Raw genomic sequence first — 24329 nt, forward strand, 5'->3', positions numbered from 1 at the left:
CGCAATAGGTAATGCTGCCGCCTTTCGGCGCGTCGGGGTTGACGTAGTTGAAATGCTTATAGTCGGCCGGCAGCGCCGGCTCGCCCTGCATGGCAAGCGCGTGCTTCGGTTCCGACAGGGCCGGCTGCAGGGAAAGGCCGACAAACAACATTGCGGCGATCACCCAAACGACAACGCGGCCCATGACCGTCTCCTTCCCGATTCGATGCGCAGCATACATGAGCCGGTCGTGCACCGGCCAACCCCTTGAGCCTATCCCTTGGCCAAGATTCGCGAGACCCGGGCTGGATTCGGCACCGCTTGCAGTGTAACACGCCGTCCGAAGTCATTCTGTTGCCTCATTTCGGCAACAGGTAGCTGGACCACACGGCATGAAAAAAGCCGGTTCCGGGATCATTTGAGAGGAATGCACGACATGACGAGCCTGAACAGCAACGCGTACCGCCTGTCGGTCATGGCCGCTGGCGTGGTCGGCATTCTGGGCGCCGGGATTCCCGCTGCTTCCGCGCAGCAGCAACAGCAGATTCCGCAAGGCTGGTTCAAGGCCTGCACCAAGCAGGAAGACGTCGACATCTGCAATGTCCAGAACATCACCACCGCCGGCAACGGCCAGCTCATCACCGGCGTCAGCCTGATCGAATTGAAGGGCAAGGTGAACCGCAAGGTGTTCCAGGTGACGGTTCCGACCGGCCGTCTCGTTCCTCCCGGCATCGGCCTCCAGATCGACGGCGGCAAGGCGCAGAAGCTCGACTATGTGATCTGTTTTCCGGATCGCTGCGTGGCGGAAGTGCCGCTGAGCGATCAGCTTGTCGCATCCTTCAAGAAGGGATCGGCGCTGACGCTCACCTCGGTCAATTTCCAGAACCAGCCGAACCCGATCAAGATTGCGCTGACCGGCTTCAGCGGCGCCTTCGACGGCCCGCCGCTGCAGCAGTCGGACATCGAGGACCGACAGAAGAAGCTCCAGGAGTTCGTCGCCAAGAACAATCAGGATTTTGCCAAGAAGCTCAAGGAAGAGCAGGAAAAGGCGAAGGCCGCCAACTGATCGACGGGTTTTCGAACCAACAAAAAAGCGGGGTTCATGCCCCGCTTTTTTCGTTTGGACCGGCTGTTTGTCGGGTCCAGCCATGTCTCAAGCCTGTCCCAGTCCAGCCAGATCCCGGCTAAGTCAATGTCTCAATTGGTACTTCGGCTCGTAGCGCCCGTCAGGCTTCTTGTCGAACATTTCACCAATCTGCGGATGCCGGACCGGTTCGCCCGACCGGTCCTCGAGTAAATTCTGCTCGGACACATAGGCGATGTATTCCGTTTCGGAATTCTCGGCGAGCAGATGATAGAAAGGCTGGTCCTTGCGCGGCCGCACGTCAGCGGGGATCGCCTCGTACCATTCGTCAGTATTGGCGAATTGCGGATCGACGTCGAAAATGACGCCGCGGAACGGAAACAGCCGGTGCCGAACCACCTGTCCGATCGAGAATTTGGCTGTCTTCATCGCACTCACCACTTGAACTTCTTGAACGCCACGCATCCTGGAACACGCAAGGAACGCTCCAGGACTTTAGATTCTTACGCACCGGTCCGGCAAAGATTGGCCCAGACCTTAAGGTCGACATCGTCATTATTTGGCGCAGACGCCGCGTCAATTCAATCCCGATCCCCGTGATGCCGGGTTGAGCATCGCGAGATGCGGATCAAGGGCGGTGGCCAAGATCGCTATCGCTCAGCCGGTTTTCGCAATCCGCCAAAAAACGCCGCAAAACCGCTGCCGGGTCGAAGACCCTCGCGCATGAAAAACGCCCGTAACGGCGCAAACCCCTCAAGCGCGCCAAGGCCAGCGCTGCGCACCATCTGAGCCGGCAGCATGTCGGAAAGCAACGACATGTTGAGCAGGTTGACCGCGCTGCTGCGCGCCAGAATGTCCGGCCGCCGCTTGAAATCATAGGCTGCAAGCGCCTTGGGGGCGCCCGGGTCCGAGCGGTTTCTGCTTGCGGCACCAATCAGGTCGTCGATGTCCCGGATGCCGAGATTGAGGCCCTGCGCGCCAATTGGGGGAAACACGTGGGCGGCTTCACCGACAAGTGCCACGCGGCGATGCGCAAACCGCCACGGGCTCACCGCTGAAAGGGGGTAGACCTGCCGGCCGGGCTCAACCGACACGCGGCCCAACATCGATTGCATCCGCTGTTCGACCCGCGTCGAAAGCTCGGCGTCGTCGAGTGCTGCAAGGTCCTTGGCGATATCGGGTTCGAGCACCCAGACAAGGCTGGACCGGTTGCCGGGCAGGGGAACCTGTGTGAACGGACCGGTCTCGGTGTGGAATTCGGTCGAGGTGAAGGCATGGTCGCTGCGGTGACCGAAATTGAGCACCAACGCCGCCTGCGGATAGGATCGGATCGAGGTGCGGATGCCGGCTGCCTCGCGGGCCGGCGACTGACGGCCATCGGCGGCAACTGCCAACGATGCCTCAACCTCGCTGCCGTCGGCGAGAACGGCATGGGCATGGTCGGCATCGAGGCGCCATGCCTCCACCATCGACTTTCGCCATTCGATGCCCGAATGCGCGACGGCCTCGGCTAGCGTGCGGTTGAGAACGCTGTTGGGCAAGTTCAGCCCGAATTGCTCTTCGTTGATCTCGCTGGCGCGAAAGGTCACTGTCGGGCTGCGGATCAGCCGGTTGGTTGCGTCAACGATACGCATCACCTTGAGCGGCGCTGCGTGCGGCCTGATTCCGTCGAAGATCCCTAGCCGTTCGAACATCTTCAGGGCAGGGTTCATCAAGGCTGTCGTCCGGCCGTCGAGGCCGGCTGCCTCGGGTCCGACGAGCGTCACGGGAAAGCCCGCCTCGGCAAAGCCAAGCGCCGCGATCAGCCCCGCAGGGCCGCTGCCGGCGACCAGTATCCGTGCTGTTTCCCGATGGTTCAAATTCGGCTTCCGGATTGCGAGGTGAGGCCCGTCCGACCTGCTGGTCCATATAGGTCAGGTGATGCGGCTTGATCAACGCGGCGATTCGGCCCATTCGGTTGCCATGACCGGCCAACAAGACGATTTCAGCCACCTCGACGGCACCGGCCGCGCGATGGCGAGCGTTGCATGTAGCCCTCGACTGACGGTGGGCGTCGTTGCCGGCATGGGCATCGCCGTTGCCTGGCTCCTTCTCGGCGCAATGGCAGTTCGGGGGGCGGTGAGCCGGCTCCCGGGCGCCGATGTACCCGGCGACGCCGTGCTGGAATACCTGCCGCAACTGCCGCTGCCGGATTTCCTTGCGCGTTTCTTCGCCCTTTGCCTGGCGCCGGCGCCGCTTCGCGCAAGCGTAGGGGCGCAAGGCGGGGCACTCACCGCGATGTGGCTGTTGATGGCCATCGCGACCATGCTGCCCTCCGCGGCGCCGATGATCCGCACCTATTGCGAGATCGCAGATACCGCCAGGATCAAGGGGGAACCTGTTGCCCATCCGCTGATCCTTGTCGCTGGATATTTGAGCGTCTGGCTTGCCGCCTCGGCAATATTCGCTGCCCTGACGCTCGCAGTCCATGCATTCGTGTCATCCGGGCAGATGCTCGATCCGCTGCTTGGAATTGCCGGAGCAGCCGCGCTGTCGATCGCTGGTCTCTATCAGTTCAGCTGGCTGAAGGAAGCCTGTCTGGAGAAGTGCAGAAATCCGTTCTCGGTCCTGTTCGCCAACTGGAGCGCCAAGCCCATTCGCATTTTCCGGCTCGGTATGGAGCAGGGCCTGTGGTGCCTTGGATGCTGCTGGGCGCTGATGCTGGTAATGTTTGCCGTCGGTGTGATGAACGTGTTCTGGATGGCGCTGATCGGCTTGTTCAGCCTGGTCGAAAAACAGACGGCAGGCAATCTGCCGACGCGGTTGGGCGGTGCGATACTGCTTGTCTGGGCAGCCGCGCTACTAGTAGTCTCGGCATGAGGGGGGAGAATTCGATGACAGATCAAAACTGGGCAATGAAGGGAGAGCTCATACTTTCCTGCAATTGCACGGTTTTTTGCCCTTGCGTTCTGTCGCTCGGCAATCATCCGCCTACGGAAGGCTATTGCCAAACCTGGGCGGGGTTCCGGATCGATGCCGGCCATTTCGGCGAGGTCGACCTGTCCGGCCTCAATCTTGGGCTGGTCATGGAAATCCCCGGTTATATGAGCCGCGGCAACTGGACGGCGGGCCTGTTCATCGACAAGCGCGCCTCGGTTTACGCTGTGAAGGGACTGACGAAGATATTCACCGGCAAGGCCGGTGGAACCACATCGCTGCTCTCCATCCTGGTCGGACAGTTCCTCGGCGCCGAGCAGGTGCCGATCACCTACGAGACGCGTGAGAAAACACGCATCTTTCAGATACCGAAGATCATCGATGGTGCGGTGACGCCAATCACCGGCAAGGATCGCGACAAGGATACGGTCATCAGCAATTCGGAATACTGGATTGCGCCGGAAATCATCGTCGCCAAATCCGACAAGAGCAAAATGCGGGCCTTTGGCCGCAACTGGAACTTTGCTGGCCGTTCGGCCGAAATCTGCAAGCTGGACTGGCGGGGCCCGTGAGCAAGAAGACGACGGCCAGGAAAATCGCCGACCGGATTCCGCGGCCGAAGAAGAAAGTCACATGGCCTCAGGCGCGGGCGTTCTCGGTCCATCTCTTGACCGCGTCGGGCTCATTCCTGGCGTTTCTGTCGCTAGTGGCAGCAAGCGAGCAGCGCTGGACGGCGATGTTCTGGTGGCTGGGGCTGGCGCTTTTCGTCGACGGCATCGACGGGCCGATCGCCAGGAAGCTCGATGTCAAGGAAATCCTGCCGACTTGGTCGGGCGAACTGCTCGACAACATCATCGACTACGTGACCTACGTGTTGATTCCGGCCTTCGCGCTCTATCAGCGCGGCTTCATGGGCGAGCGCCTGTCGTTCCTGTCGGCGGCGATCATCGTGGTGTCGAGCGCAATCTACTATGCCGATACCGGCATGAAGACGAAGGAGAATTTCTTCAAGGGCTTTCCGGTCGTCTGGAACATGGTGGTGTTCACGCTGTTCGTCATCGAGCCCGGACAATGGGTTTCTTTCGCGGTGGTCGTGGTGGCCGCCATTCTCACCTTCGTGCCGATCAATTTCATCCATCCGGTGCGGGTGAAGCGGCTGCGGCCAATCAATCTCGGCATGACGCTGCTTTGGTGCGCTTTCGGCGCGCTGGCGCTGGCGCAGGCCGCACTTGCCTCCTTCTACGACCAGATCGGCGTGCTGGGCGAGCAGGTCAGCGATTTCATCAAGTTCGGGATTACGTTCACCGGGCTTTACCTCGCCTGCATCGGCGCTATCATGCAGTTCTTCCCAAATCTCGGCGCCAAGCCGGATAAGAAAGCCTGATCCCAAGAGAGCCAGAAAATGTCCAAAGCGATCCGCATCCATGCCCATGGCGGCCCGGAGGTCCTGACCTATGAGGATGCCGATCCCGGGCAGCCGGGCTCGGGACAGATCCTGGTCAAGCATACCGCGATCGGTCTCAATTTCATCGACGTCTATTATCGCTCTGGCCTTTATCCGCCGCAGGGCGGATTTCCGCTGGTCCCTGGCGGCGAGGCGGCCGGCGTGGTCTTGGATGTCGGCTCGGATGTCGACTGGCTCAAACCCGGCGATCGCATCGCCTACGCCGTGACGACCGGCGCCTATGCCGGGCAGCGCGTGATCGCCGCCGACCGCGTGGTGAAGGTGCCGGACGGCATCAGCGACGAACAGGCCGCAGCCATGATGCTAAAGGGCATGACCGCCGAATATCTGTTGCGCCGTACATTCAAGGTGAAAGCCGGCGACACGATCCTGTTTCATGCGGCGGCCGGCGGTGTCGGGCTGATCCTCGGCCAATGGGCCAAGCATCTCGGCGCGACAGTGATCGGCACGGCGAGTTCCACCGACAAGATCGAGCTCGCCAAGGCGCATGGCTTCGACCACGTGATTAACTATCGCGAACAGGATTTCGTGGCCGGCGTTGCCGCTGTCACCGGTGGCAAGAAATGCGACGTTGTCTACGATTCAGTCGGCAACGACACATTTCCAGCCTCGCTCGATTGCCTGCGGCCGCTCGGCACTTTCGTCAGCTTCGGTCAATCGTCTGGGCCGATCCCGCCCTTCAGCATCTCGTTGCTGGCGCAGAAGGGCTCGCTGTTCGCAACGCGGCCGACGCTGTTCGTCTATAATGCCAGGCGCGAAGACCTCGAGGCTTCCGCCGCCGCCTTGTTCGGTGTGGTGCTCAGCGGCGCCGTCAAGATCAAGATCAACCAGCGTTACGCGCTCAGCGAGGCCGGCAAAGCGCATTCCGATCTCGAAGGGCGCCGGACCACCGGGACAACAATACTTATCCCTTAGGCGCCCGCAGTTTCGGGCCGCCGACGCCGCCGTTCTTGCGAACTGCTCTTTACCGCTTGAGTTTCCGCTGAAATTCTTGAAGCTCTTTCAAGTCGTGAGGCGCTTACCGTAGAGAGCAGCCCGCGCATACGATGGTTGCGGGAACACAGAACATGTCTGGCAAACCAGATGGAGGCACCGTGAGTGCAGATCAGGACGGCGCAAACCTGCTTGAGGTTCGCGGCCTCACAAAGATATTCGGCACGTTGACGGCGTGCGACCATGTCGATCTCAACATCGCCAAGGGCGAGATCCATGCGTTGCTTGGTGAGAACGGCGCCGGCAAGTCGACCCTGGTGAAAATGCTGTTTGGATCGCTGGAACCGAATTCCGGCGAGATTTTCTGGAATGGCCAGGCGGTCAGGATCACCAGCCCCGGCACCGCAAAAAAGCTCGGCATCGGCATGGTTTTCCAGCATTTTTCCCTGTTCGAAGCGCTGACGGCGGCGGAGAACATCGCGCTGTCGCTGGATGACGGCTCGCCGATCAGCACGATCGCGGCCAAGGCGAGGGCGCTCTCCTACAGTTACGGCCTGCCTCTCGATCCGCTATCGCTGGTCGGTGATCTGTCGGTCGGCGAGCGTCAGCGTATCGAAATCATCCGCTGCCTGCTGCAGACGCCGCAACTCATCATCCTCGACGAACCAACTTCGGTGCTGACGCCGCAGGAGGCCGATAAGTTGTTCGAGACGCTCGAACGGCTGCGTTCGGAAGGAAAGTCCATCCTCTACATTTCGCACCGGCTGGAAGAGGTCAAACGGATCTGCGACCGCGCCACCGTGCTGCGTCACGGCAAGGTGGTCGGCCATTGCAATCCGCGCCAGGAAACCGCGTCTTCGTTGGCGCGGATGATGGTCGGCAACGAAGTGCTGGCCGTGGTGCGGGCGCCGGCCGAGGGTATCGAGACCGCGCCGGTGCTGCTTCAAATCCGCGAACTCACCCGCAAGCCAGCGACCCCGTTCTCGATCCCGCTCAGGAACATCAATCTCGAGGTCCGCGCCGGCGAGGTGATCGGCATTGCCGGTGTGGCCGGCAACGGCCAGGGCGAATTCTTCGAATCCGTTTCCGGCGAGGTGCTGCAGCAGGATGCCGGCTCGGTCCGCATCCGCGGCAAGGATGCCGGCGGCCTCACCATCACCGGCAGGCGTCTGATGGGCGCTGCCTTCGTCCCGGAAGAGCGGCTCGGCCATGGCGCAGCACCGCGCATGAAGCTTTCGGAGAACCTGCTTCTGTCGCGCCACGCCACCGATGGCAAGATGTTTGTCGGCGCCGGTGGAATGGTCAAGGCCGATGCGATCCATACCGCTGCCCAGCGCATCATAAAGGCAATGGACGTGCGCAAGAGCGCGCCGGATCCGGAGGCTGCGGCTCTTTCGGGCGGCAATCTGCAGAAATTCATCGTTGGCCGCGAACTCGACCGCCGGCCGAGCGTCTTGGTGGTCAATCAGCCGACCTGGGGGGTCGACGCGGGTGCGGCGGCCCACATCCGCCAGGCGCTGATCGAACTGGCGCGCAGCGGCTCGGCGGTGCTGGTGATCAGCCAGGACCTCGACGAGCTGTTCGAGATTTCCGATGCGATCACGGTCATGCACAATGGCGAACTGTCGAAGCCGCTGCCGATAGCTGAAGCGACGTTCGAGAAAATCGGGCTGCTGATGGGCGGCGCCGAACCCGGTCATGCCGAACATACGCTGGAGACGGCCTGATGCGCCTCGAACTTGTAAAACGCCCGCAGCGCTCGATGCTGTTTTCGGCACTCTCGCCTTTCATCGCTTTCGTTTTGACGATCATTGCCGGTGCCATCATGTTCGCGCTGCTCGGCGTCAACCCGTTGACCGCGTTCCGCATCTACTTCATCGAACCGATCAGCCAGGTCTGGCAGTTGCATGAGCTGGCGATCAAGGCCGCCCCCCTGATCCTGATCGCGGTCGGACTGTCGGTCTGCTACAAGGCCAACATCTGGAACATCGGCGCCGAAGGCCAGTTCATCCTGGGCGGCATTGTCGGCTCGATCATCCCCGTGCTGTTTCCGCAGTTCGAAGGCCCATTGGTGCTGCCGCTGATGCTTCTGCTCGGCATGGTCGGTGGGGCCGCCTATGCTGCAATCCCGGCACTGCTGAAGACGCGCTTCAACACCAACGAGATCCTGACCAGCCTGATGCTGGTCTATGTCGCCCAGCTCTTCCTCGATTGGCTCGTACGCGGGCCGTGGCGCGATCCGCAGGGCCACGGTTTCCCGCAGACCATCCAGTTCAACGACTCGGCCATACTGCCGGAACTCCTCCCGGAATCCGGCCGGGCAAACTGGGGATTTGTCTTCGCGCTGATCGCGGCGATACTGATCTGGATCCTGATGAGCCGTATGCTGAAAGGCTTCGAGGTCCGCGTGCTCGGCTCAAGCCCAAGGGCAGGGCGCTTCGCCGGGTTTGGCCTTAACCGCATGGTCTTCTTTGCCTTCCTGCTGTCGGGCGCACTGGCCGGACTTGCAGGGATTTCGGAGGTCTCGGGAGCCATCGGACAATTGCAGCCGGTGATCTCGCCCGGCTACGGATTTACCGCTATCATCGTGGCATTTCTCGGCCGGCTCAATCCGCTCGGCATCGTCGCCGCAGGCCTTGTGCTGGCGCTGACCTATCTGGGCGGCGAGGCAGTGCAAAGCGCGCTCGGCATCTCCGACAAGGTGGCGCGCGTGTTCCAGGGCATGCTTTTGTTCTTCGTGCTCGGCTGCGACACGCTCATCCATTACCGCATTCGCCTGACCGGCTTTTCCGCGCCGAAGCTCGAGGCAGGGCCGAAGCTGGAGGAAGCCCGCTGATGGACATCACCGTCAACATCCTCTTGACCATCGCGACGGCGGCGACGCCGCTGCTGATCGCGGCGATCGGCGAACTGGTGGTCGAACGTTCGGGTGTGCTCAATCTCGGCGTCGAAGGAATGATGATCATGGGTGCCGTCGGCGGTTTCGGCGCCGGCTATCTCACCGGCTCGCCTTGGATAGGGCTGTTGGCGGCAATCACCATGGGGGCAGTGTTCTCGCTGCTGTTCGCCGTCATGACGCTGTCGCTGGCCACCAATCAGGTGGCCACCGGCCTGTCGCTGACACTGCTCGGCCTCGGCCTTTCCGGCATGATGGGAACGAATTTTGTCGGTCAGCCCGGCGAAAGGCTGCCAAACCTCGATATTCCCGGCCTGACCGCAATCCCGGTCGTTGGCAGGCTGCTGTTCGGCCAGGATCCAATCTTCTACATCTCGATCGCGCTGACCGCCGCCGTCATGTGGTTCCTGTTCAAGACCCGCACCGGGCTCACGCTGCGCTCGATCGGCGACAGCCATGCATCCGCCCATGCGCTTGGCATCCACGTCATCCGCTACCGCTATCTCTCAGTGATTTTCGGCGGCGCTTGTGCCGGCCTCGCCGGCGGTCACCTATCGCTGGTCTACACACCGCAATGGGTGGAGAACATGACCGCCGGCCGCGGCTGGATCGCGCTGGCTCTGGTCGTCTTCGCCTCCTGGCGGCCATGGCGGGTGCTGGCCGGCGCCTATATTTTCGGCGCGATCTGGGTTGGCCAGCTTCACGTCCAAGCCATAAATCTGCAGGACTTCGTCGACGCGCCCTGGTTGCTCTACAAGTTAATTGCGTTCTTAAAATCGTTTCCCTCGCAACTGCTTTCTTCGCTGCCCTATCTGGCAACCGTCGTGGTTCTCGTTCTAATCTCGCGCAACAAGCGTTTGACGATGATGAACACGCCGGCCTCCTTGGGCCAGCCATTCGTTCCGGATCGTTGACAACAAAAAGACGGAAGCTCCAAGGCTTAACTCAGAGAGGTAACACAATGAAAAAACTGCTTATTGCCCTGATGGCGGCGACGGCCGCATTGTCGCTGGCGGCATCAGCCGAGGCGGCGGACAAGCTGAAGGCGTGCTGGGTCTACACCGGCCCGATCGGCGATTTCGGCTACTCCTACCAGCACGACCAAGGCCGCCTCGAGGTGGAAAAGGCACTCGGCGACAAGGTCGAGACCGCCTATCTCGAAAACGTCTCCGAAGGCCCCGATGCCGACCGCGCCTTCGAGCGCCTGGCGCGCGAGGGATGCAAGATCATTTTCGGCACGTCCTTCGGCTTCATGGACCCGGAAGTAAAGATCGCCAAGAAATTCCCCAAGGTGATGTTCGAGCACGCCACCGGCTACAAGACGGCCGAAAATCTCGGCATCTACAATGCGCGTTTCTACGAAGGCCGCTACGTGCTTGGCCAGATCGCCGCCAAGCAATCGAAGTCGGGCGTCGCCGGCTACATCGTTTCCTTCCCGATCCCGGAAGTGGTGATGGGCATAAATTCCTTTATGCTCGGCGCACAGTCGATCAACCCGAACTTCAAGGCGAAGATCGTGTGGGTGAACTCCTGGTTCGATCCGGGCAAGGAGGCCGATGCTGCCAAGGCATTGTTCGACCAGGGCGCCGATATCATCGTCCAGCACACCGACTCGACCGCTGCCTTGCAGGTGGCGGAGGAGCGCAAGCTGCACGGCTTCGGGCAGTCCTCCGACATGATCAAGTTCGCGCCGCACGCGCAGCTGACCGCGCTGACCGACGAGTGGGGTCCCTACTACATCAGCCGCGTCCAGGCGGCGCTCGACGGCACCTGGAAGCCCGACAATGTCTGGCTCGGCATTAAGGACGGCGCCGTCAAGCTGGCGCCGTTCACCAACATGCCCGACGACGTCAAGGCGATGGCCGAAGCCACCACCAAGAAGATCGCCGACGGCTGGAACCCCTTCACCGGGCCGATCGCCAAGCAGGACGGCACACCTTGGCTGAAGGAGGGCGAGGTCGCCGACGACGCGACGTTGCTCGGCATGAATTTCTACGTGAAGGGCGTCGACGACAAGCTGCCGCAGTAGGTGGTCGGAAACATATCGAACGAAAGGGCGCCACGCGGCGCCCTTTTCATTTTGGACGAATATCAGACTGCTGAGCCGTAAAGGTCGTAAGCGTCGGCGCGCTCGATCTTGACCGTGACGATGTCGCCGGCGCGCAGTGGCCGCCGCGACTGGATATGGACCGAACCGTCGATTTCGGGCGCGTCGTATTTGGTCCGGCCCTTGGCCGAATTGCCATGCGCCTCGTCGATCAGGACCGGCAGGCGCTTGCCAATTTTCTTGGTGAGCTGCGTTGCCGAAATCTTCTGCTGGCGCTGCATGAAGCGGTGCCAGCGGGCTTCCTTGATCTCCTGCGGCACTTGCTCGAGGCCGAGCTCGTTGGAGCGGGCGCCTCTGACCGGCTCGTATTTGAAACAGCCGGCGCGGTCGATCTTGGCCTCGTTCAGCCAGTCGAGCAGCATCTCGAAATCGTCATCCGTCTCGCCGGGGAAGCCGACGATGAAGGTGGAGCGGATGGCAAGGTCCGGGCAGACGTCGCGCCAGCCGCGAATGCGCTCGAGCGTCTTTTCGCCATGAGCGGGCCGGCGCATGTTCTTCAGCACCTGCGGCGAGGCGTGCTGGAATGGGATATCGAGATAGGGAAGAATCTTGCCTTCGGCCATCAATGGGATGACGTCCGCGACATGCGGGTAGGGATAGACATAGTGCATGCGCACCCAGACACCGAGCTTGCCCAGTTCTTCCGATAGATCGAGGAATTTCGCCCGCACTTCGCGATCGCCGAACATGCTGGTCCGGTATTTGATATCGATGCCGTAGGCGCTGGTATCCTGCGAGATGACGAGGATCTCCTTGACCCCGGCCTTGGCCAGCTTCTCGGCTTCGCGCAACACGTCGGCGGCCGGCCGCGATACGAGGTCGCCACGCAGCGCCGGGATGATGCAGAAGGTGCAGCGGTTGTTGCAGCCTTCCGAAATCTTGAGATACGCATAGTGGCGCGGCGTGAGCTTGACCCCTTGCGGCGGCAAAAGGTCGATGTGGGGATCATGGCTCGGGGGGGCAGCCTCATGCACCGCCGCCATCACGCTTTCATAAGCTTGTGGTCCGGTGATGGCGAGGACGTTCGGATGTCTTTCACGGATGACGTCCGGCTCGGCGCCGAGGCAGCCGGTGACGATAACTTTGCCATTCTCCGAAAGTGCGGAGCCGATGGCGTTGAGCGATTCGTCGCGAGCCGAATCGAGGAAGCCACAGGTGTTGACGACGACCAGGTCGGCGCCGTCGTGCTTGCGGGCGATCTCGTAGCCTTCGGCGCGCAGGCGGGTGATAATGCGCTCCGAATCCACAAGGGCTTTCGGGCATCCAAGGCTGACGAAACTGACGCGAGGGGCGGACATCAAAGCTTTCCGGATTTTCAGGATTGGCGGCGCAGTACCACACTTGTCGCGGCATTGGTATGGGCAGCGGCTGCGGCGAAACGCAACCGCCAGCGTCGCCGAAGGCTCGCCGAAGCTGAAAGGCCGGCCGATGAGAATTCGAGTCGGCGTGTCAGCTCACCGCACTGCTGACATGCGGCAAGACTTCCACCGCGCCCCGGTAGATCATATCGAGTGCGACATAAAAGATGATCAAAAGGCCGATATAGGCGATCCAGCGATGGCGGTGCAGCAGCTTGGCGATGAAGCTCGCGGCAAGGCCCATCAGCGCGATCGACAGGACGAGGCCTATCACCAGCACCTGGAAGTGATCGCGCGCCGCGCCGGCGACCGCCAGTACGTTGTCGAGCGACATCGACACGTCGGCGATGACGATCTGCAATGCCGCCTGACCCAAGGTCTTCTTGCGCGCCTTGCCGGCCACCATATCATCGCTGTTGATATCGGAATTGGACAGCGCTTCGGTCGCCTCCACCTCGTCAGCATACGACGTGCGCAGCTCGCGATACATCTTCCAGCACACCCACAGCAGCAAGATGCCGCCGGCCAGCAGCAGGCCGACAATCTGTAACAGGGTGACGGTGATCGCAGCAAAACCGATACGCAGCACCGTCGCCGCCACCACGCCGATGAGAATCGCTCTCTTGCGCTGCTCGACCGGCAAGCCCGCCGCGGCCAAACCGATGACGATGGCGTTATCGCCTGCAAGCACGAGGTCGATGGCGATGACCTGGAGCAGGGCCGAGAAGCCCGCGGCAGTGAAAATTTCCATCGACTGGAAGTCCCTTGCTGGTTGGCCGACCGTTCGCGTCGAATGCCTGGAGGGCCTAACGTGTATGGTTCCTGCGCGTCAAGGGACTGGTTGGAACAAGGTCGGCAAACCGCCCGTTATTGCGGCAATATACAGAGTTTGCGACGATCGGCCCGAACACCGGCAAAATGCGGCCACAGGTCGCGAATGCCTAGTTATAGAGATTGTATTTGGGCCAGTCGCTTTCCGGAATTTCATCACCGATCCGATAGCGGAGCTGCAGGACTTGCATATGGTCCGGCGCTGTTTCGCATTTGAATTTCAGCCGGTACCACTGTCCCTTGCTGCGAAACGCAGCACCCGGGCTCTTGATCGCATCGGCGCCCATTTCGGGCGTCGCAAAAGCGTAGGCGACGACACGATCGGCTTTGTATTTGTGGTCGTCGCGGGTAATCCGGTCGAGAATTTCGGCGTCGCATCGCTGCTCCAGCCGGGTTTGCGGATCGAGTTTCAGCAGGCCGGCGCGCAATGCGCTGTCCATCGCGCTGGCCGGCCAAGCCACTATCGTCCATCCGAGGACCGCAGAAAATAGTTTATTCATAGGCGGGAGAAGCATCATATTCGGGCGGAGAAATCAACCCGACGAGCGCGGCTGCGCGGCGGGTGATAGACTTCGCTTTGTGGCAGGTTGTTGATTACGCAATAGTATCACCGGTACTTTGGTATCGTTGCCACGATCAGCACCTGTCGCATTTCAGCGACGCGAGAGGTGGTGCGCTGCATGGGGCAGAGCGGCGGTTCTCCCCGAAGCGGACCGGCCTGTTAAACCCAGGCAGTCGAGAATCCGACGAGCGGAAAACTCGACGTCCATGCCTGCAGGATTCAAGAAACGGATCTGGCGGAGGGAGTGGGATTCGAACCCACGGTGGGCTTGCACCCATGCCGGTTTTCAAGACCGGTGCCTTAAACCGCTCGGCCATCCCTCCAAGGTGATTTTTCAATCACTTAGGATATCGCGAGAGGAGCGGGTTCGAGCTGTCGGTACCGGATTGGCACCAGGACGTTCCCCGACCGGTTCGCGCTCCATCCCTGTAAAGCCGCATTCAACGCCAAGTCAACCGTGGCGGCCGCACCTTTCGGCGCGATCCAGGGCGTGAGCAGCGTCATGGCAAGCTGTGTTTGTGCTGAGTGTGGAAAATCGTTTTTAAAACCCGCACGGACTATTAATCGTTGAGCGCTGATATGTGGAGCGCATTAGGCACATGTAAGTAAATCGTATTCTGGAGTTGATTTTGGCCGTACTTGGCGCTCTCCCGCCCGGTCTTCGCTGTAGACCAATCCGCGAAACCGACTGGGAGGGAGTGGTTGATTGCCTGTGCAGGGGCTTTCCGGCGCGTAACCGGAGTTACTGGATACACGCTCTGACCCGTTTGTCGCAGCGGCCTGCGGTTGCCGAGTTCCCACGATATGGCTTTGTTTTGGAGCATGCCGGTCGGATCGTCGGCGTTGTGCTCACCCTTTATGCTCGCTACCAGGGGCCAGAGGGCGACGAAATCCGCTGCAATCTTTCAAGCTGGTCAGTCGATGCAGATTTCCGTCCCTATGGCGCCATGTTGGTTGCGGCGGTTCTCAAGCGGAAGGACGTGACCTACACGAACATTTCGCCGGCACAAGCGACATTGAAAGCCAACCGGGCGCTAGGCTTTCGGCTCTTCTCCAGCGGACAATTTACCTTCTTGCCGGCTTTAAGTTCGACGCAGCGGTCATGTCGCGTGGTCGAAGTGCGTCCCGATCTTCCGGAATTGGCGATGCTGCCCGAGAGTGAGAGATACATACTCTCGGAACACGCCGCGCTGGGCTGCCTGTCGTTGATCTGCATCTGCGACGGAGCAGCGTTCCCCCTGGTATTGATGCCGCGCCGAATGTTGCACGGTGTTATCCAGTGCCATCAGGTCATCTATTGCCGCTCGCTTGCGGATTTGAGCCGCTGCGCCGGCGCGATGGGGCGCTTTCTCTTGCGAAGCGGAATCCTGGTTTGCTTTGTCGACGCCAAGGAGCCGATTCCAGGCTTGGTGGGATGGTACCGCCCCAACAAGGGGCTGAAATACTACAAAGGTCCCAGACCACCCGCACCTGGAGATCTGACGTTCACCGAACTTGTGATATTCGGTCCCTGAATCTGCGCTCGCAGACACGCCAAGCCAAGGGCAACGCGCCACGAACCACATTGCTGATCGATCAGCGATGATTTTCATGCCGATCAGCGAGGCGGTCCGTGCCACAATCTCGCCCGGTTCCGACCACAATCGGTTAATACGGTGATAAACAATTCCTGCGCACAAAAAGGATTGGGGTAGGGCGTCGCCGGCGTTTCTGGATTGGGTGCTTTGGCATCGCTGACGTTCATGCTGCGGTGCCTTCGTCGATGCTATAGGGGACAATCAAAATATGCAGACCACGGCGCGCCCGCGTCTTCGTCGCGCTTCCGCTTTCGCGCTGTTTGCCTTGTCGGCAGCCTTTCTTGCAGCATGTGCCGGGCCGCAGCAAAAGGCGATGGTCAACAAGAAACCTCGCTCCAAGGAATATTTTTCCGAAGCCGAATACGGCGTGAAAGCCAGCCCGCGCGTCATGTTCAAGACGTCTCGCGGACGCGACCAGCTCGGCAAGCCCTATCAGGTGCGCGGCAAGTGGTATTATCCGAAGGAAGACAAACGTTACGCCAAGGTTGGCCTCGCATCCTGGTACGGTGAGGCCTTCCACGGCCGGTTGACCGCCAACGGCGAAGTCTACGACATGGCAGATCTGACGGCGGCGCATCCGACCATGCCGCTGCCGAGCTATGCGCGGGTCACCAACATGAAGACCGGCAGCTCGGTGATCGTGCGCGTCAACGACCGCGGACCCTATCATGATGGACGCATCATCGATGTGTCGAAGCGCGCTGCTGAAATGCTCGATTATGCCAACATCGGTACGGCCGAGGTGAAGGTCGAATATGTCGGCCGTGCGCCGCTCGAAGGCAATGACGGGCAGTATCTTATGGCTTCGTATCGTCCAGGCAACAGGGCGCCGGATCCGTCGGACGGCCTGCCCAGCGATGTCATGGTCGCGATGAATGGGCCGTCGCCAAGCCTGCCGGTGAGCGCTGCTGCCGTGCCGTTCCCCGGTCAGCTGACGAATTCCGGGCAGGGATCCGATGCAGGGCCTGTCACGGCAGTGCAAGCATCTGCTTTGGGAGACATTGTACTGCCCGATTTCGGCCCGATCGTGCCGGAGCGCCCGGAGATCAACCTGCCGGCGCAATCGCCGTTCACCGTGGCGTCGCTGTCTTACGCGGACGAGCGCGTGCAACGCGCCTCCAACGCGTTTGCCGAGCTGGATGGCGCCGGCATGTCGCCCGCCGAAATTCTTCAATCGTGGAAGCGGCAAGCTCCTCCAACCGGGTCGCCCACGGACTATGTCGCGGCGGGTTCGTTCGAGAATGCCGCCGAAGCGGAGCGTGTGGCGGCCCAGCTTTCCAGCTTCGGCAAGACCGAGATCCAGCGCTCGGAACTTGAAGGCAAGGACTGGTACTCGGTCAACCTCTTTGCCGACGGTCGTGGCAGCCTGGACGAGATGCTGCAGGCAGCGTGGTCGCATGGTGCGCCGGATGCGCTTGCTGTACGCAACTGAGCTCGGGCTGCCTGGTTTTTTCGTGCGCGATTGATACGCCAGGCAAAAGCCTGATAGCTTCTGCCAACTTGCAAAAGCGCCGGCTCACTGGTCGAACCTGATGAAATCTTTTCACCCTTTCACCGGGCTTATGGCGCTCGGCCTGCTGCTGCTCTCGCTTGCGCAGGCCTCAGCTCAGCTTTTCGAGACCAAGGCCGCGCAGGCCTTCATGATCGATGCCGAAACCGGAACCGTGCTGTTTTCCAAGGACGCCGACAGGTTGATCCCGCCGGCCTCGCTGGCCAAGCTGATGACGATGGAAGTGGTTTTCGACGCCATCAAATCAGGGCGCATGACGCTCGATGACACCTTCGTGGTGAGCGAGAACGCCTGGCGCAAAGGCGGCGCTCCTTCGGGGACATCGACCATGTTCGCCAAGCTCAAGTCGACGATCCGGCTGGAAGACCTGATCCAGGGCGTGACCGTGCAGGCGGCCAATGACGGCTGTATCGTCATCGCTGAAGGGATGGCCGGGTCCGAAGCAAACTTCGCGGCGCAGATGACCGAGCGTGCCCGCCAGATCGGCTTGCAGAAATCGACTTTCGTCAATTCCACCGGTCTGCCGGCCGATGGGCAGCAAACGAGCGTTCGCGAACTCGCGCTTCTGGCGCTGCATATCTGGCGCAACTACCCGGATCTCTACCGCTATTACGGCCAGAAGGATTTTACCTGGAACAAGATTTCCCAGAGGAACCGCAATCCGCTACTGGCCATGGACATAGGCGCCGACGGGCTCGCGGTCGGTGCCAGCGAGCAATCCGGGTTCGGCATTGTCGGCTCGGTCAGCCACAACGGCACAAGGGTAATCGCGGCGATGAGCGGCCTGGCAAACGACCGTGAGCGTGCTGAGGAAGCGCGAAAGCTGCTCGACTGGGGCGTTCGCTCCTTCGAGAAGACTGAAGTATTCGCCAAGGACGAAGTGGTTGGCGAAGCCCAGGTCTTTGGCGGCGCCAAGTCCGGTGTCGCGTTAAAGGCAAAAGGACCGGTGCAGATCTTCCTGCCGATCACCAACCGCGACAAGCTCACCGCCAGGATCGTCTATGACGGACCGGTGGCAGCGCCGGTGGAGGAGGGGCAGCCGGTGGGTACGCTGCGCGTCTGGATCGGCGATACGCTGAGCCAGGAGACGCCGCTGTTTGCCGCCGAGTCGATCGGTGTCGGTTCGCTGCCGCAGCGCGCGCTCGATGCCGCCAAGGAACTGGCCGTCGGCTGGCTGCGTTAGCACCGTCGCGGTGGACCTTTTTTCCCGCCGGGACTATACGGTCCCCGAAGTATGGACAAAGGCTTTGGCGCGCGGATTTTTCATCACTTTTGAAGGCGGCGAAGGAGCAGGCAAGTCGACGCAGATCGAGCGGCTGGCAAAGAAGATGCGCGCCAAGAAATACGATGTGCTGGTGACGCGTGAGCCGGGTGGCTCGCCGGGCGCGGAGGCGGTCAGGCATGTCCTGCTTTCAGGCGCAGCCGAGCCGTTCGGCCCCAAGATGGAAGCGCTGCTTTTCGCCGCTGCGCGTTCCGACCATGTCGAACAGGTCATCCGGCCGGCAGTCGAGCGCGGTTCGGTCGTGCTTTGCGATCGTTTCATGGATTCCTCGCGCGTCTACCAGGGCGTCACCGGCGGCCTCGACCCGGCATTTATGGACGCATTGGAGAAGGTCGCCATCAACGGCATGGTGCCGGACATGACACTGATCTTCGACATCGACCCCGCCGAGGGCCTGAGGCGCGCTACCGCCCGGCGGGGCAGCAGTGACGGACCGGACCGCTTCGAGAAAGAAACATTGGCCATCCACCAACGCCGGCGCGAGGCGTTTCTCGCGATCGCCTCAGCTGAACCCGAACGCTGCGTTGTCGTCGATGCCTCAGCCGACCTAGATGCGGTGGAGGATGTCGTTACCGCCGCGGTCTTCGCGGCTCTCGAGAGGATGATGCCGGCGCAAAGAAGGCAGGCGGCGCCAGCATGATTTTCGAACGCATCGCGCCCGAACAGCACGATACGCTGGACGGGGTGCCCGAGCCATCCGAGACGCCGCGTCTTGTCGGTCACCTGCAGGCGGCCAACATGCTCGCCACCGCTTACCGCTCGGGAAAGCTGCCGCACGCACTGATCTTTGCCGGACCGGTTGGCATCGGCAAGGCGACGCTGGCCTTTCACCTGGCGCATCATCTGTTGAAGCACCCGGCCTTCGAGCAGGCGCCGGAGAGCCTTGCCGTTCCAGATCCGGCTTCGTCGCTGTTTCGACAGATCGCCACCGGCGCGCATCCTTCGGTGCTGCATCTTACACGCCCGGCGAACGACAAGACCAAGAGCTTCAAGACAGTGGTGACGGTCGACGAAATCCGCAAGGTCAGCCGTTTTCTGTCGCTGACCTCGCACGACGGCAGCTACCGGGTGGTTATCGTCGATCCCGCCGACGACATGAACACCAATGCTGCCAATGCCTTGCTGAAGAATCTTGAAGAGCCACCCGCGCGCACCTTGTTCATCCTCATCGTCCATGCGCCGGGCAGTCTGCTGCCGACGATCCGGTCGCGCTGCCAGATGGTGCGGTTGGCGCCGCTAGATGCCGAGAGCTTGATGACGGTTCTGGAAGGCATCGAGCCGCCGCCACCGGAGGATCCTGGGGCGCGCGCGGCGCTGGCGGAGCGGGCAGGGGGCAGCGCGCGCAATGCGATCCTGTTGACGCAGTATGGAGGGCTCGAAATCGCCGCCACCCTCGACGCCCTGGTGATGTCCAAGAAGATAGATGTCGCAGGCGCCTACCGTCTTGCCGAGGCGGTCGCCGGCCGCGACCAGGCGATCCCGTTCGAGATATTCAATCGCCGCGCGCTTGATCTGCTGTCGGCCGGCGCCAGCCAGGCCGCGCTCGCCGGCGATCTCGCGCGGGCCAAAACGCTGTCGGATACTTGGCACGAGGCTTTGAACGCTATATCTGAAACCGAGACCTACAATCTCGACAAAAAGCAGCACGCCCTGACCATGATCGACCGCCTGAATTCTGCAATGCGAATGTGACGGCCGCCGGCGTGGCTTTGAAGCCCCTGAGTATTGATCCCAATCAATCGCAGGAACTTCGAAGCCACCACATTGGCGTCGGATGGCAATTGCCGTTTCGATGCGATATCTCACCGCGACATCTTTCATTCAGACATTCATGACGGCTCATCCATGGCACGCGAAAAATACTACGTCACGACGGCTATTTCCTATCCGAACGGCAAACCGCATATCGGCCATGCCTACGAGTTGATTGCCACCGACGCGCTGGCCCGCTTCCAGCGGCTCGACGGTAAGGACGTGCTCTTTCTCACCGGCACCGACGAGCACGGCATCAAGATGCTGCAGACGGCGAAGAGAGAAGGTATTTCAGCGCGCGATCTGGCAGACCGCAACTCGGCCGATTTCGAGCGCATGGCCGTCGCGCTCAATGCCTCCAACGACGATTTCATCCGCACCACGGAAAAGCGGCACTACAAGGCCTCGCAGGCGATCTGGAAGGCGATGGCCGCCAATGGCGACGTCTATAAAGGCGGCTATGCCGGCTGGTACTCGGTGCGTGACGAAGCCTATTACGGCGAAGAAGAGACCGAGGTGCGTAGCGACAATGTCCGCTACGGGCCGCAGGGGACGCCGGTCGAATGGGTCGAGGAAGAGAGCTACTTCTTCCGGCTGTCGGCTTATCAGGACAGGCTCCTTGCACTTTACGAAAACCAGCCCGATTTCGTCGGTCCTGCCGAGAGGCGCAATGAGGTGATGAGCTTCGTCAGGTCCGGCCTGAAGGACCTATCGATCTCGCGCACCACGTTCGACTGGGGCATCCCGGTGCCGGGCGACGAGAAGCATGTGATGTATGTCTGGGTCGACGCCTTGACCAACTACATCACCGCCGCCGGCTATCCGGATCCGGCCAATGAGAGATGGTCGTTCTGGCCGGCAAACGCGCACGTCATCGGCAAGGACATCGTCCGCTTCCACGCGGTCTACTGGCCGGCTTTCCTGATGTCGGCTGGCATCGAATTGCCGAAGCGCGTGTTCGCGCATGGTTTTTTGTTCAACCGCGGCGAGAAAATGTCGAAGTCGGTCGGCAACGTCATCGACCCGTTCGCGATGATCGAGCACTACGGCCTCGACCAGGTGCGCTATTTCTTGCTGCGCGAAGTGCCGTTCGGCCAGGACGGCAGCTACAGCCATGATGCGATCGTCAACCGCACCAATGCCGACCTTGCCAATGGCCTCGGCAATCTGGCGCAGCGCTCGCTGAAGATGGTCGCCAAGAACTGCAGCGGCGCGGTGCCAAAGCGCGGCGAACTGACCGAAGCCGACAGCGCCATCCTCGACCAAGCGGTGGGGGCACTCGCCGTCGCGCGAAAGGCGATGGCGGATCAGGGCATCCATTTGGCGCTGGCGGCGATCTTCGGAGTGGTGGCCGAAGCTGACCGCTATTTCGCCTCTCAGCAACCCTGGGCGCTAAGCAAAAGCGATCCGGACCGTATGAAGACAGTTCTGTGGACGACGATCGAAGTCGTCCGGCGCGTGACGCTGCTCTGCCAGCCCTTTGTTCCGGGGTCGGCTGCAAAGCTGCTCGACCTGCTGGCGGTGCCGGCAAACAACCGTGACTTTGCGCATGTCCACGCCGACTATGCGCTGGTGCCCGGCACGGCATTGCCCGCGCCGGAGGCGGTCTTTCCGCGTTACGAAAAGCAGGACGCGAACGCCTGATGCTGGTCGACAGTCACTGCCACCTCGACTTTCCGGATTTCGCCGAAGAGCGGGCGGCCATTGTCGCCCGCGCCCTAGCGGCCGGCATCGGCCGAATGGTGACGATCTCGACGAGGGTTAGGCGATTTAACCAAGTGCTTGAGATTGCAGAGACTTTCGATGAGGTCTATTGCTCGGTCGGCACCCACCCGCATAATGCGGCCGAAGAGCTTGATGTCACTGTCGATGATCTGGTGCGGCTCTCTGCTCATCGCAAAGTGGTGGCGATCGGCGAGGCCGGACTCGACTATTTCTACGATCATGCGCCGCGCGACGCACAGGCGCAGGGCTTTCGCACCCACATCGCCGCGGCGCGCGTGACCGGTCTGCCGCTGGTCATCCATTCGCGCGACGCCGACGACGACATGGCTGATATCCTCGAAGAAGAAACGGGGAAGGGCGCCTTCCCCTTCATCCTGCACTGTTTTTCGTCGGGGCGCCGGCTGGCCGAGATCGGCGTGGCGCTTGGCGGCTACGTCTCGTTTTCCGGCATCCTCACCTTCAAAAACTCCGCCGAGCTGCGCGCCGTCGCCGCCGATGTGCCGCGCGACCGTCTGCTGGTCGAAACCGACGCGCCATACCTTGCGCCGATCCCGTTTCGCGGCAAGCGTAATGAGCCCGCCTATGTCGCGCATACAGCCAAGGTGCTGGCCGAGACGATCGGCTTCAGCGAGGCCGAGATCGCTAATATCACCACGGATAATTTCTTCCGGCTGTTCAGGAAAATGCCGCGCCCGAGCGCGCCGGGCGCCTGACGCATGAGCGACCGGTTACGTCTTACCGTCCTCGGCTGCGGCTCATCGCCGGGCACGCCACGCATCACCGGCGACTGGGGCAATTGCGATCCCGCGAACCCCCGGAACCGGCGCACGCGCACCGCAGCGCTCGTCGAGCGGATCGCGGCGAGTGGCGCCCGGACCACGGTCGTCATCGACACCGGCCCGGATTTCCGCGAGCAGATGCTGCTGGCATCGGTCAAGCGCATCGATGCGGTGGTCTATACACATCCGCATGCCGACCATATCCACGGCATCGACGATTTGCGCGGCTTCGTGCTCGAGCAGCGCCACCGGATCGACATCCATGCGGATCAGGCTACCATGCTGCGCCTACGCGAGGCGTTCCGCTACTGTTTCGAAACACCGAAAGGCAGTTCGTATCCGCCGATCGTCAACGCCCATATCATCGACCACCACAGGCCGGTGGTGATCGCAGGCGAGGGCGGCGCCCTCACCCTCGAACCGCTGCTGCAGCTCCATGGCGACATCACCTCGCTGGGTTTCCGCATCGGCGGGCTGGCCTATTGCCCTGACGTCAGCGACTTTCCGGAGGCGACCGCCAAGCGTTTGCGCGGGCTGGACATGCTGGTCATCGACGCGCTGCAATACACCGTCCATCCGAGCCATCTGTCGCTTGGCCAGGCGCTTGGCTGGATCGAAAGACTGGCGCCGAAGAACGCGGTGCTGACGCATATGCATGTGCCACTCGACTACGCTACGGTAATGGCCGAGACGCCGGCCAACGTCGAGCCTGCTTATGACGGCATGACGATCGAAATCCCTTACGAATCAGCGTGAAAGACTAAGTTTTTACGTCCTGGGTTCCCGAGTTGGATCTCGCGAGGTGCTAGCTTCACGTCACATCCAATCGGCCATGCCAGTTCCATAATCTATCTTATGCGACTACACCTATAGGATCCGTCGGCGGCGAGATCAGGCCGGTCACTCTAGACATTCGCAACAGCGCTGTGGGGCAACGGGCATGCTAGGGTTGCGAATCATGAACACGCTTCCGCTGCTTGCAAGTCTTGCCCTCACCCTCGCCTGCGCGCTCACTGGCGCGCGAGCGCAGGACCTTGATCGTGCGCCAGGCGAGAACGACCTGGCTTTCGCCAAACGTGTTGTTGGGTTCGCCGACAATGCTGTTCCGCACACCACAGCCGTGAGCTGGAATGGCCTCCAGACACTCTTCGTCGATTACCAGACCGCTGAGGACTATCCGGAACGCCCGCTCGTCGCGCTGCAACGGCTAGCCGACAACAGATATCGCGCAATCCAGGTCACGATCGGTGAACAAGAGGGCGACACACCGGACATAGCGCTCGGCCTCGCCAACGCCGACCACGACCCGGCAAAGGAACTGATCGTGATACTTTCCTGGGCTCAGATGCACTACGATGTCGAAGGGACGCTCTACGAAGTTCGCATCTTCGATGGCCCCAAGCCAGGCCAGAAGGCGCTGACTCAATTGAAAGCGAGCCGGACGTTCGATGCCACATGCGACTGCCATTGGCGCGACGGCGCAACGAAGCACTTCCGCTTCAAGACGATCGCGGCGGTCAAGGCTGAACTGAAGCGCCTGGGCTATTAGCCGCCGGCGAGGGCTCGCTTCCCG

At 61.4% G+C, this 24329-nt stretch carries 23 protein-coding genes, 1 tRNA gene and 1 pseudogene; 18 read left to right on the forward strand and 7 right to left on the reverse strand.

Translation table 11 applies throughout. The features are described from left to right. Positions 1-184, reverse strand: a pseudogene (locus NKJ20_RS22950) (ABC transporter substrate-binding protein); the annotation flags it as partial. A gap of 231 nt (positions 185-415) precedes the next feature. Between NKJ20_RS22950 and NKJ20_RS22955 the strand changes: the two are divergent. Continuing rightward, a complete protein-coding gene (locus tag NKJ20_RS22955) occupies positions 416-1045 on the forward strand; it encodes an invasion associated locus B family protein (RefSeq protein ID WP_352448908.1) in 630 nt (209 codons plus the stop codon). Between the two features lie 123 nt (positions 1046-1168). Here the strand turns inward: NKJ20_RS22955 and hspQ are convergent, their stop codons facing one another. After that, positions 1169-1492, reverse strand: coding sequence for a heat shock protein HspQ (gene hspQ / locus NKJ20_RS22960; RefSeq protein WP_352613626.1), 324 nt, complete (start codon positions 1490-1492; stop codon positions 1169-1171). A gap of 221 nt (positions 1493-1713) precedes the next feature. Next, positions 1714-2922: a UbiH/UbiF family hydroxylase gene (locus NKJ20_RS22965; protein WP_352747197.1), complete on the reverse strand. Its 1209-nt coding sequence runs from the start codon at positions 2920-2922 to the stop codon at positions 1714-1716. A gap of 103 nt (positions 2923-3025) precedes the next feature. Here NKJ20_RS22965 and NKJ20_RS22970 point away from each other — a divergent pair, with 103 nt between their 5' ends. The 8 genes from NKJ20_RS22970 to NKJ20_RS23005 all read left to right on the forward strand — a co-directional run bounded on the left by NKJ20_RS22970 (position 3026) and on the right by NKJ20_RS23005 (position 11302). Beyond that, positions 3026-3922, forward strand: coding sequence for a DUF2182 domain-containing protein (locus NKJ20_RS22970; protein ID WP_352747200.1), 897 nt, complete (start codon positions 3026-3028; stop codon positions 3920-3922). A gap of 14 nt (positions 3923-3936) precedes the next feature. Then, complete coding sequence (locus tag NKJ20_RS22975; protein WP_352471871.1) at positions 3937-4551, forward strand: DUF1326 domain-containing protein; 615 nt, start codon at positions 3937-3939, stop codon at positions 4549-4551. Positions 4552-4586: 35 nt separating this feature from the next. Further along, complete coding sequence (pcsA, locus tag NKJ20_RS22980; protein ID WP_502894951.1) at positions 4587-5363, forward strand: phosphatidylcholine synthase; 777 nt, start codon at positions 4587-4589, stop codon at positions 5361-5363. Positions 5364-5381: 18 nt separating this feature from the next. Beyond that, the gene (locus tag NKJ20_RS22985; RefSeq protein ID WP_352747203.1) at positions 5382-6359 is read left to right on the forward strand and encodes a quinone oxidoreductase family protein; all 978 of its coding nucleotides are present in this window, start codon (positions 5382-5384) and stop codon (positions 6357-6359) included. A gap of 152 nt (positions 6360-6511) precedes the next feature. Continuing rightward, positions 6512-8104 (forward strand): ABC transporter ATP-binding protein, encoded by a 1593-nt coding sequence (locus NKJ20_RS22990; RefSeq protein ID WP_502894945.1) that lies wholly within the window; start codon positions 6512-6514, stop codon positions 8102-8104. Beyond that, entirely contained in the window at positions 8101-9213 is a 1113-nt protein-coding gene (locus tag NKJ20_RS22995) for an ABC transporter permease (RefSeq protein WP_352448966.1), read from the forward strand. The genes NKJ20_RS22990 and NKJ20_RS22995 overlap by 4 nt, the downstream gene beginning before the upstream one ends. After that, the gene (locus NKJ20_RS23000) at positions 9213-10187 is read left to right on the forward strand and encodes an ABC transporter permease (RefSeq protein ID WP_352448916.1); all 975 of its coding nucleotides are present in this window, start codon (positions 9213-9215) and stop codon (positions 10185-10187) included. The genes NKJ20_RS22995 and NKJ20_RS23000 overlap by 1 nt, the downstream gene beginning before the upstream one ends. Before the next feature lie 47 nt (positions 10188-10234). After that, complete coding sequence (locus NKJ20_RS23005; RefSeq protein WP_352448917.1) at positions 10235-11302, forward strand: BMP family ABC transporter substrate-binding protein; 1068 nt, start codon at positions 10235-10237, stop codon at positions 11300-11302. Between the two features lie 62 nt (positions 11303-11364). Here the strand turns inward: NKJ20_RS23005 and rimO are convergent, their stop codons facing one another. The 4 genes from rimO to NKJ20_RS23025 all read right to left on the reverse strand — a co-directional run bounded on the left by rimO (position 11365) and on the right by NKJ20_RS23025 (position 14454). Beyond that, positions 11365-12678 carry a 30S ribosomal protein S12 methylthiotransferase RimO gene (gene rimO / locus NKJ20_RS23010; protein WP_352747209.1) on the reverse strand — a complete coding sequence of 438 codons (1314 nt, stop codon included), beginning with the start codon at positions 12676-12678 and terminating at the stop codon, positions 11365-11367. A 151-nt stretch (positions 12679-12829) separates the two neighbouring features. Beyond that, entirely contained in the window at positions 12830-13489 is a 660-nt protein-coding gene (locus tag NKJ20_RS23015) for a TerC family protein (protein WP_023675054.1), read from the reverse strand. Positions 13490-13679: 190 nt separating this feature from the next. After that, positions 13680-14087, reverse strand: coding sequence for a DUF930 domain-containing protein (locus NKJ20_RS23020; protein WP_352747212.1), 408 nt, complete (start codon positions 14085-14087; stop codon positions 13680-13682). 277 nt (positions 14088-14364) lie between these two features. Beyond that, positions 14365-14454: transfer RNA gene (locus tag NKJ20_RS23025), tRNA-Ser, on the reverse strand. A 306-nt stretch (positions 14455-14760) separates the two neighbouring features. Here NKJ20_RS23025 and NKJ20_RS23030 point away from each other — a divergent pair. The 9 genes from NKJ20_RS23030 to NKJ20_RS23070 all read left to right on the forward strand — a co-directional run bounded on the left by NKJ20_RS23030 (position 14761) and on the right by NKJ20_RS23070 (position 24305). Then, positions 14761-15645: a GNAT family N-acetyltransferase gene (locus NKJ20_RS23030; protein ID WP_352747214.1), complete on the forward strand. Its 885-nt coding sequence runs from the start codon at positions 14761-14763 to the stop codon at positions 15643-15645. 271 nt (positions 15646-15916) lie between these two features. Then, positions 15917-17140 (forward strand): septal ring lytic transglycosylase RlpA family protein, encoded by a 1224-nt coding sequence (locus tag NKJ20_RS23035; RefSeq protein ID WP_352747217.1) that lies wholly within the window; start codon positions 15917-15919, stop codon positions 17138-17140. Positions 17141-17270: 130 nt separating this feature from the next. Then, positions 17271-18401: a D-alanyl-D-alanine carboxypeptidase family protein gene (locus NKJ20_RS23040; protein ID WP_352448967.1), complete on the forward strand. Its 1131-nt coding sequence runs from the start codon at positions 17271-17273 to the stop codon at positions 18399-18401. A gap of 64 nt (positions 18402-18465) precedes the next feature. Further along, a complete protein-coding gene (gene tmk / locus NKJ20_RS23045) occupies positions 18466-19140 on the forward strand; it encodes a dTMP kinase (RefSeq protein ID WP_352448921.1) in 675 nt (224 codons plus the stop codon). Next, complete coding sequence (locus tag NKJ20_RS23050) at positions 19137-20192, forward strand: DNA polymerase III subunit delta' (protein ID WP_352448922.1); 1056 nt, start codon at positions 19137-19139, stop codon at positions 20190-20192. The genes tmk and NKJ20_RS23050 overlap by 4 nt, the downstream gene beginning before the upstream one ends. A 153-nt stretch (positions 20193-20345) precedes the next feature. Then, complete coding sequence (gene metG / locus NKJ20_RS23055; RefSeq protein WP_352448923.1) at positions 20346-21896, forward strand: methionine--tRNA ligase; 1551 nt, start codon at positions 20346-20348, stop codon at positions 21894-21896. Continuing rightward, entirely contained in the window at positions 21896-22690 is a 795-nt protein-coding gene (locus tag NKJ20_RS23060; RefSeq protein ID WP_352448924.1) for a TatD family hydrolase, read from the forward strand. The genes metG and NKJ20_RS23060 overlap by 1 nt, the downstream gene beginning before the upstream one ends. Positions 22691-22693: 3 nt before the next feature. Beyond that, positions 22694-23512, forward strand: a complete 819-nt coding sequence (locus NKJ20_RS23065) for an MBL fold metallo-hydrolase (protein WP_023675062.1) — start codon at positions 22694-22696, stop codon at positions 23510-23512. Positions 23513-23714: 202 nt separating this feature from the next. Then, positions 23715-24305, forward strand: a complete 591-nt coding sequence (locus NKJ20_RS23070; RefSeq protein ID WP_352747222.1) for a hypothetical protein — start codon at positions 23715-23717, stop codon at positions 24303-24305. Positions 24306-24329 lie beyond the last annotated feature (24 nt).

Origin of the sequence: Mesorhizobium sp. M0185 (genome assembly GCF_040322175.1) — a bacterium.
Lineage (GTDB): Bacteria > Pseudomonadota > Alphaproteobacteria > Rhizobiales > Rhizobiaceae > Mesorhizobium.

What these genes read in the sequence shown, in the direction of transcription:
- NKJ20_RS23050 (WP_352448922.1), top strand. Translation starts at nt 19,137, where the DNA reads ATGATTTTCGAACGCATCGCGCCCGAACAGCACGATACGCTGGACGGG.
- NKJ20_RS23020 (WP_352747212.1), bottom strand. Translation starts at nt 14,087, where the DNA reads ATGATGCTTCTCCCGCCTATGAATAAACTATTTTCTGCGGTCCTCGGA.
- NKJ20_RS23070 (WP_352747222.1), top strand. Translation starts at nt 23,715, where the DNA reads ATGAACACGCTTCCGCTGCTTGCAAGTCTTGCCCTCACCCTCGCCTGC.
- NKJ20_RS23035 (WP_352747217.1), top strand. Translation starts at nt 15,917, where the DNA reads ATGCAGACCACGGCGCGCCCGCGTCTTCGTCGCGCTTCCGCTTTCGCG.
- metG (WP_352448923.1), top strand. Translation starts at nt 20,346, where the DNA reads ATGGCACGCGAAAAATACTACGTCACGACGGCTATTTCCTATCCGAAC.
- NKJ20_RS22990 (WP_502894945.1), top strand. Translation starts at nt 6,512, where the DNA reads ATGTCTGGCAAACCAGATGGAGGCACCGTGAGTGCAGATCAGGACGGC.
- hspQ (WP_352613626.1), bottom strand. Translation starts at nt 1,492, where the DNA reads ATGAAGACAGCCAAATTCTCGATCGGACAGGTGGTTCGGCACCGGCTG.
- NKJ20_RS23065 (WP_023675062.1), top strand. Translation starts at nt 22,694, where the DNA reads ATGAGCGACCGGTTACGTCTTACCGTCCTCGGCTGCGGCTCATCGCCG.
- rimO (WP_352747209.1), bottom strand. Translation starts at nt 12,678, where the DNA reads ATGTCCGCCCCTCGCGTCAGTTTCGTCAGCCTTGGATGCCCGAAAGCC.
- NKJ20_RS22955 (WP_352448908.1), top strand. Translation starts at nt 416, where the DNA reads ATGACGAGCCTGAACAGCAACGCGTACCGCCTGTCGGTCATGGCCGCT.
- NKJ20_RS23000 (WP_352448916.1), top strand. Translation starts at nt 9,213, where the DNA reads ATGGACATCACCGTCAACATCCTCTTGACCATCGCGACGGCGGCGACG.
- NKJ20_RS23060 (WP_352448924.1), top strand. Translation starts at nt 21,896, where the DNA reads ATGCTGGTCGACAGTCACTGCCACCTCGACTTTCCGGATTTCGCCGAA.
- NKJ20_RS22975 (WP_352471871.1), top strand. Translation starts at nt 3,937, where the DNA reads ATGACAGATCAAAACTGGGCAATGAAGGGAGAGCTCATACTTTCCTGC.
- NKJ20_RS23040 (WP_352448967.1), top strand. Translation starts at nt 17,271, where the DNA reads ATGGCGCTCGGCCTGCTGCTGCTCTCGCTTGCGCAGGCCTCAGCTCAG.
- NKJ20_RS23015 (WP_023675054.1), bottom strand. Translation starts at nt 13,489, where the DNA reads ATGGAAATTTTCACTGCCGCGGGCTTCTCGGCCCTGCTCCAGGTCATC.
- NKJ20_RS22970 (WP_352747200.1), top strand. Translation starts at nt 3,026, where the DNA reads ATGACCGGCCAACAAGACGATTTCAGCCACCTCGACGGCACCGGCCGC.
- NKJ20_RS23005 (WP_352448917.1), top strand. Translation starts at nt 10,235, where the DNA reads ATGAAAAAACTGCTTATTGCCCTGATGGCGGCGACGGCCGCATTGTCG.
- NKJ20_RS22985 (WP_352747203.1), top strand. Translation starts at nt 5,382, where the DNA reads ATGTCCAAAGCGATCCGCATCCATGCCCATGGCGGCCCGGAGGTCCTG.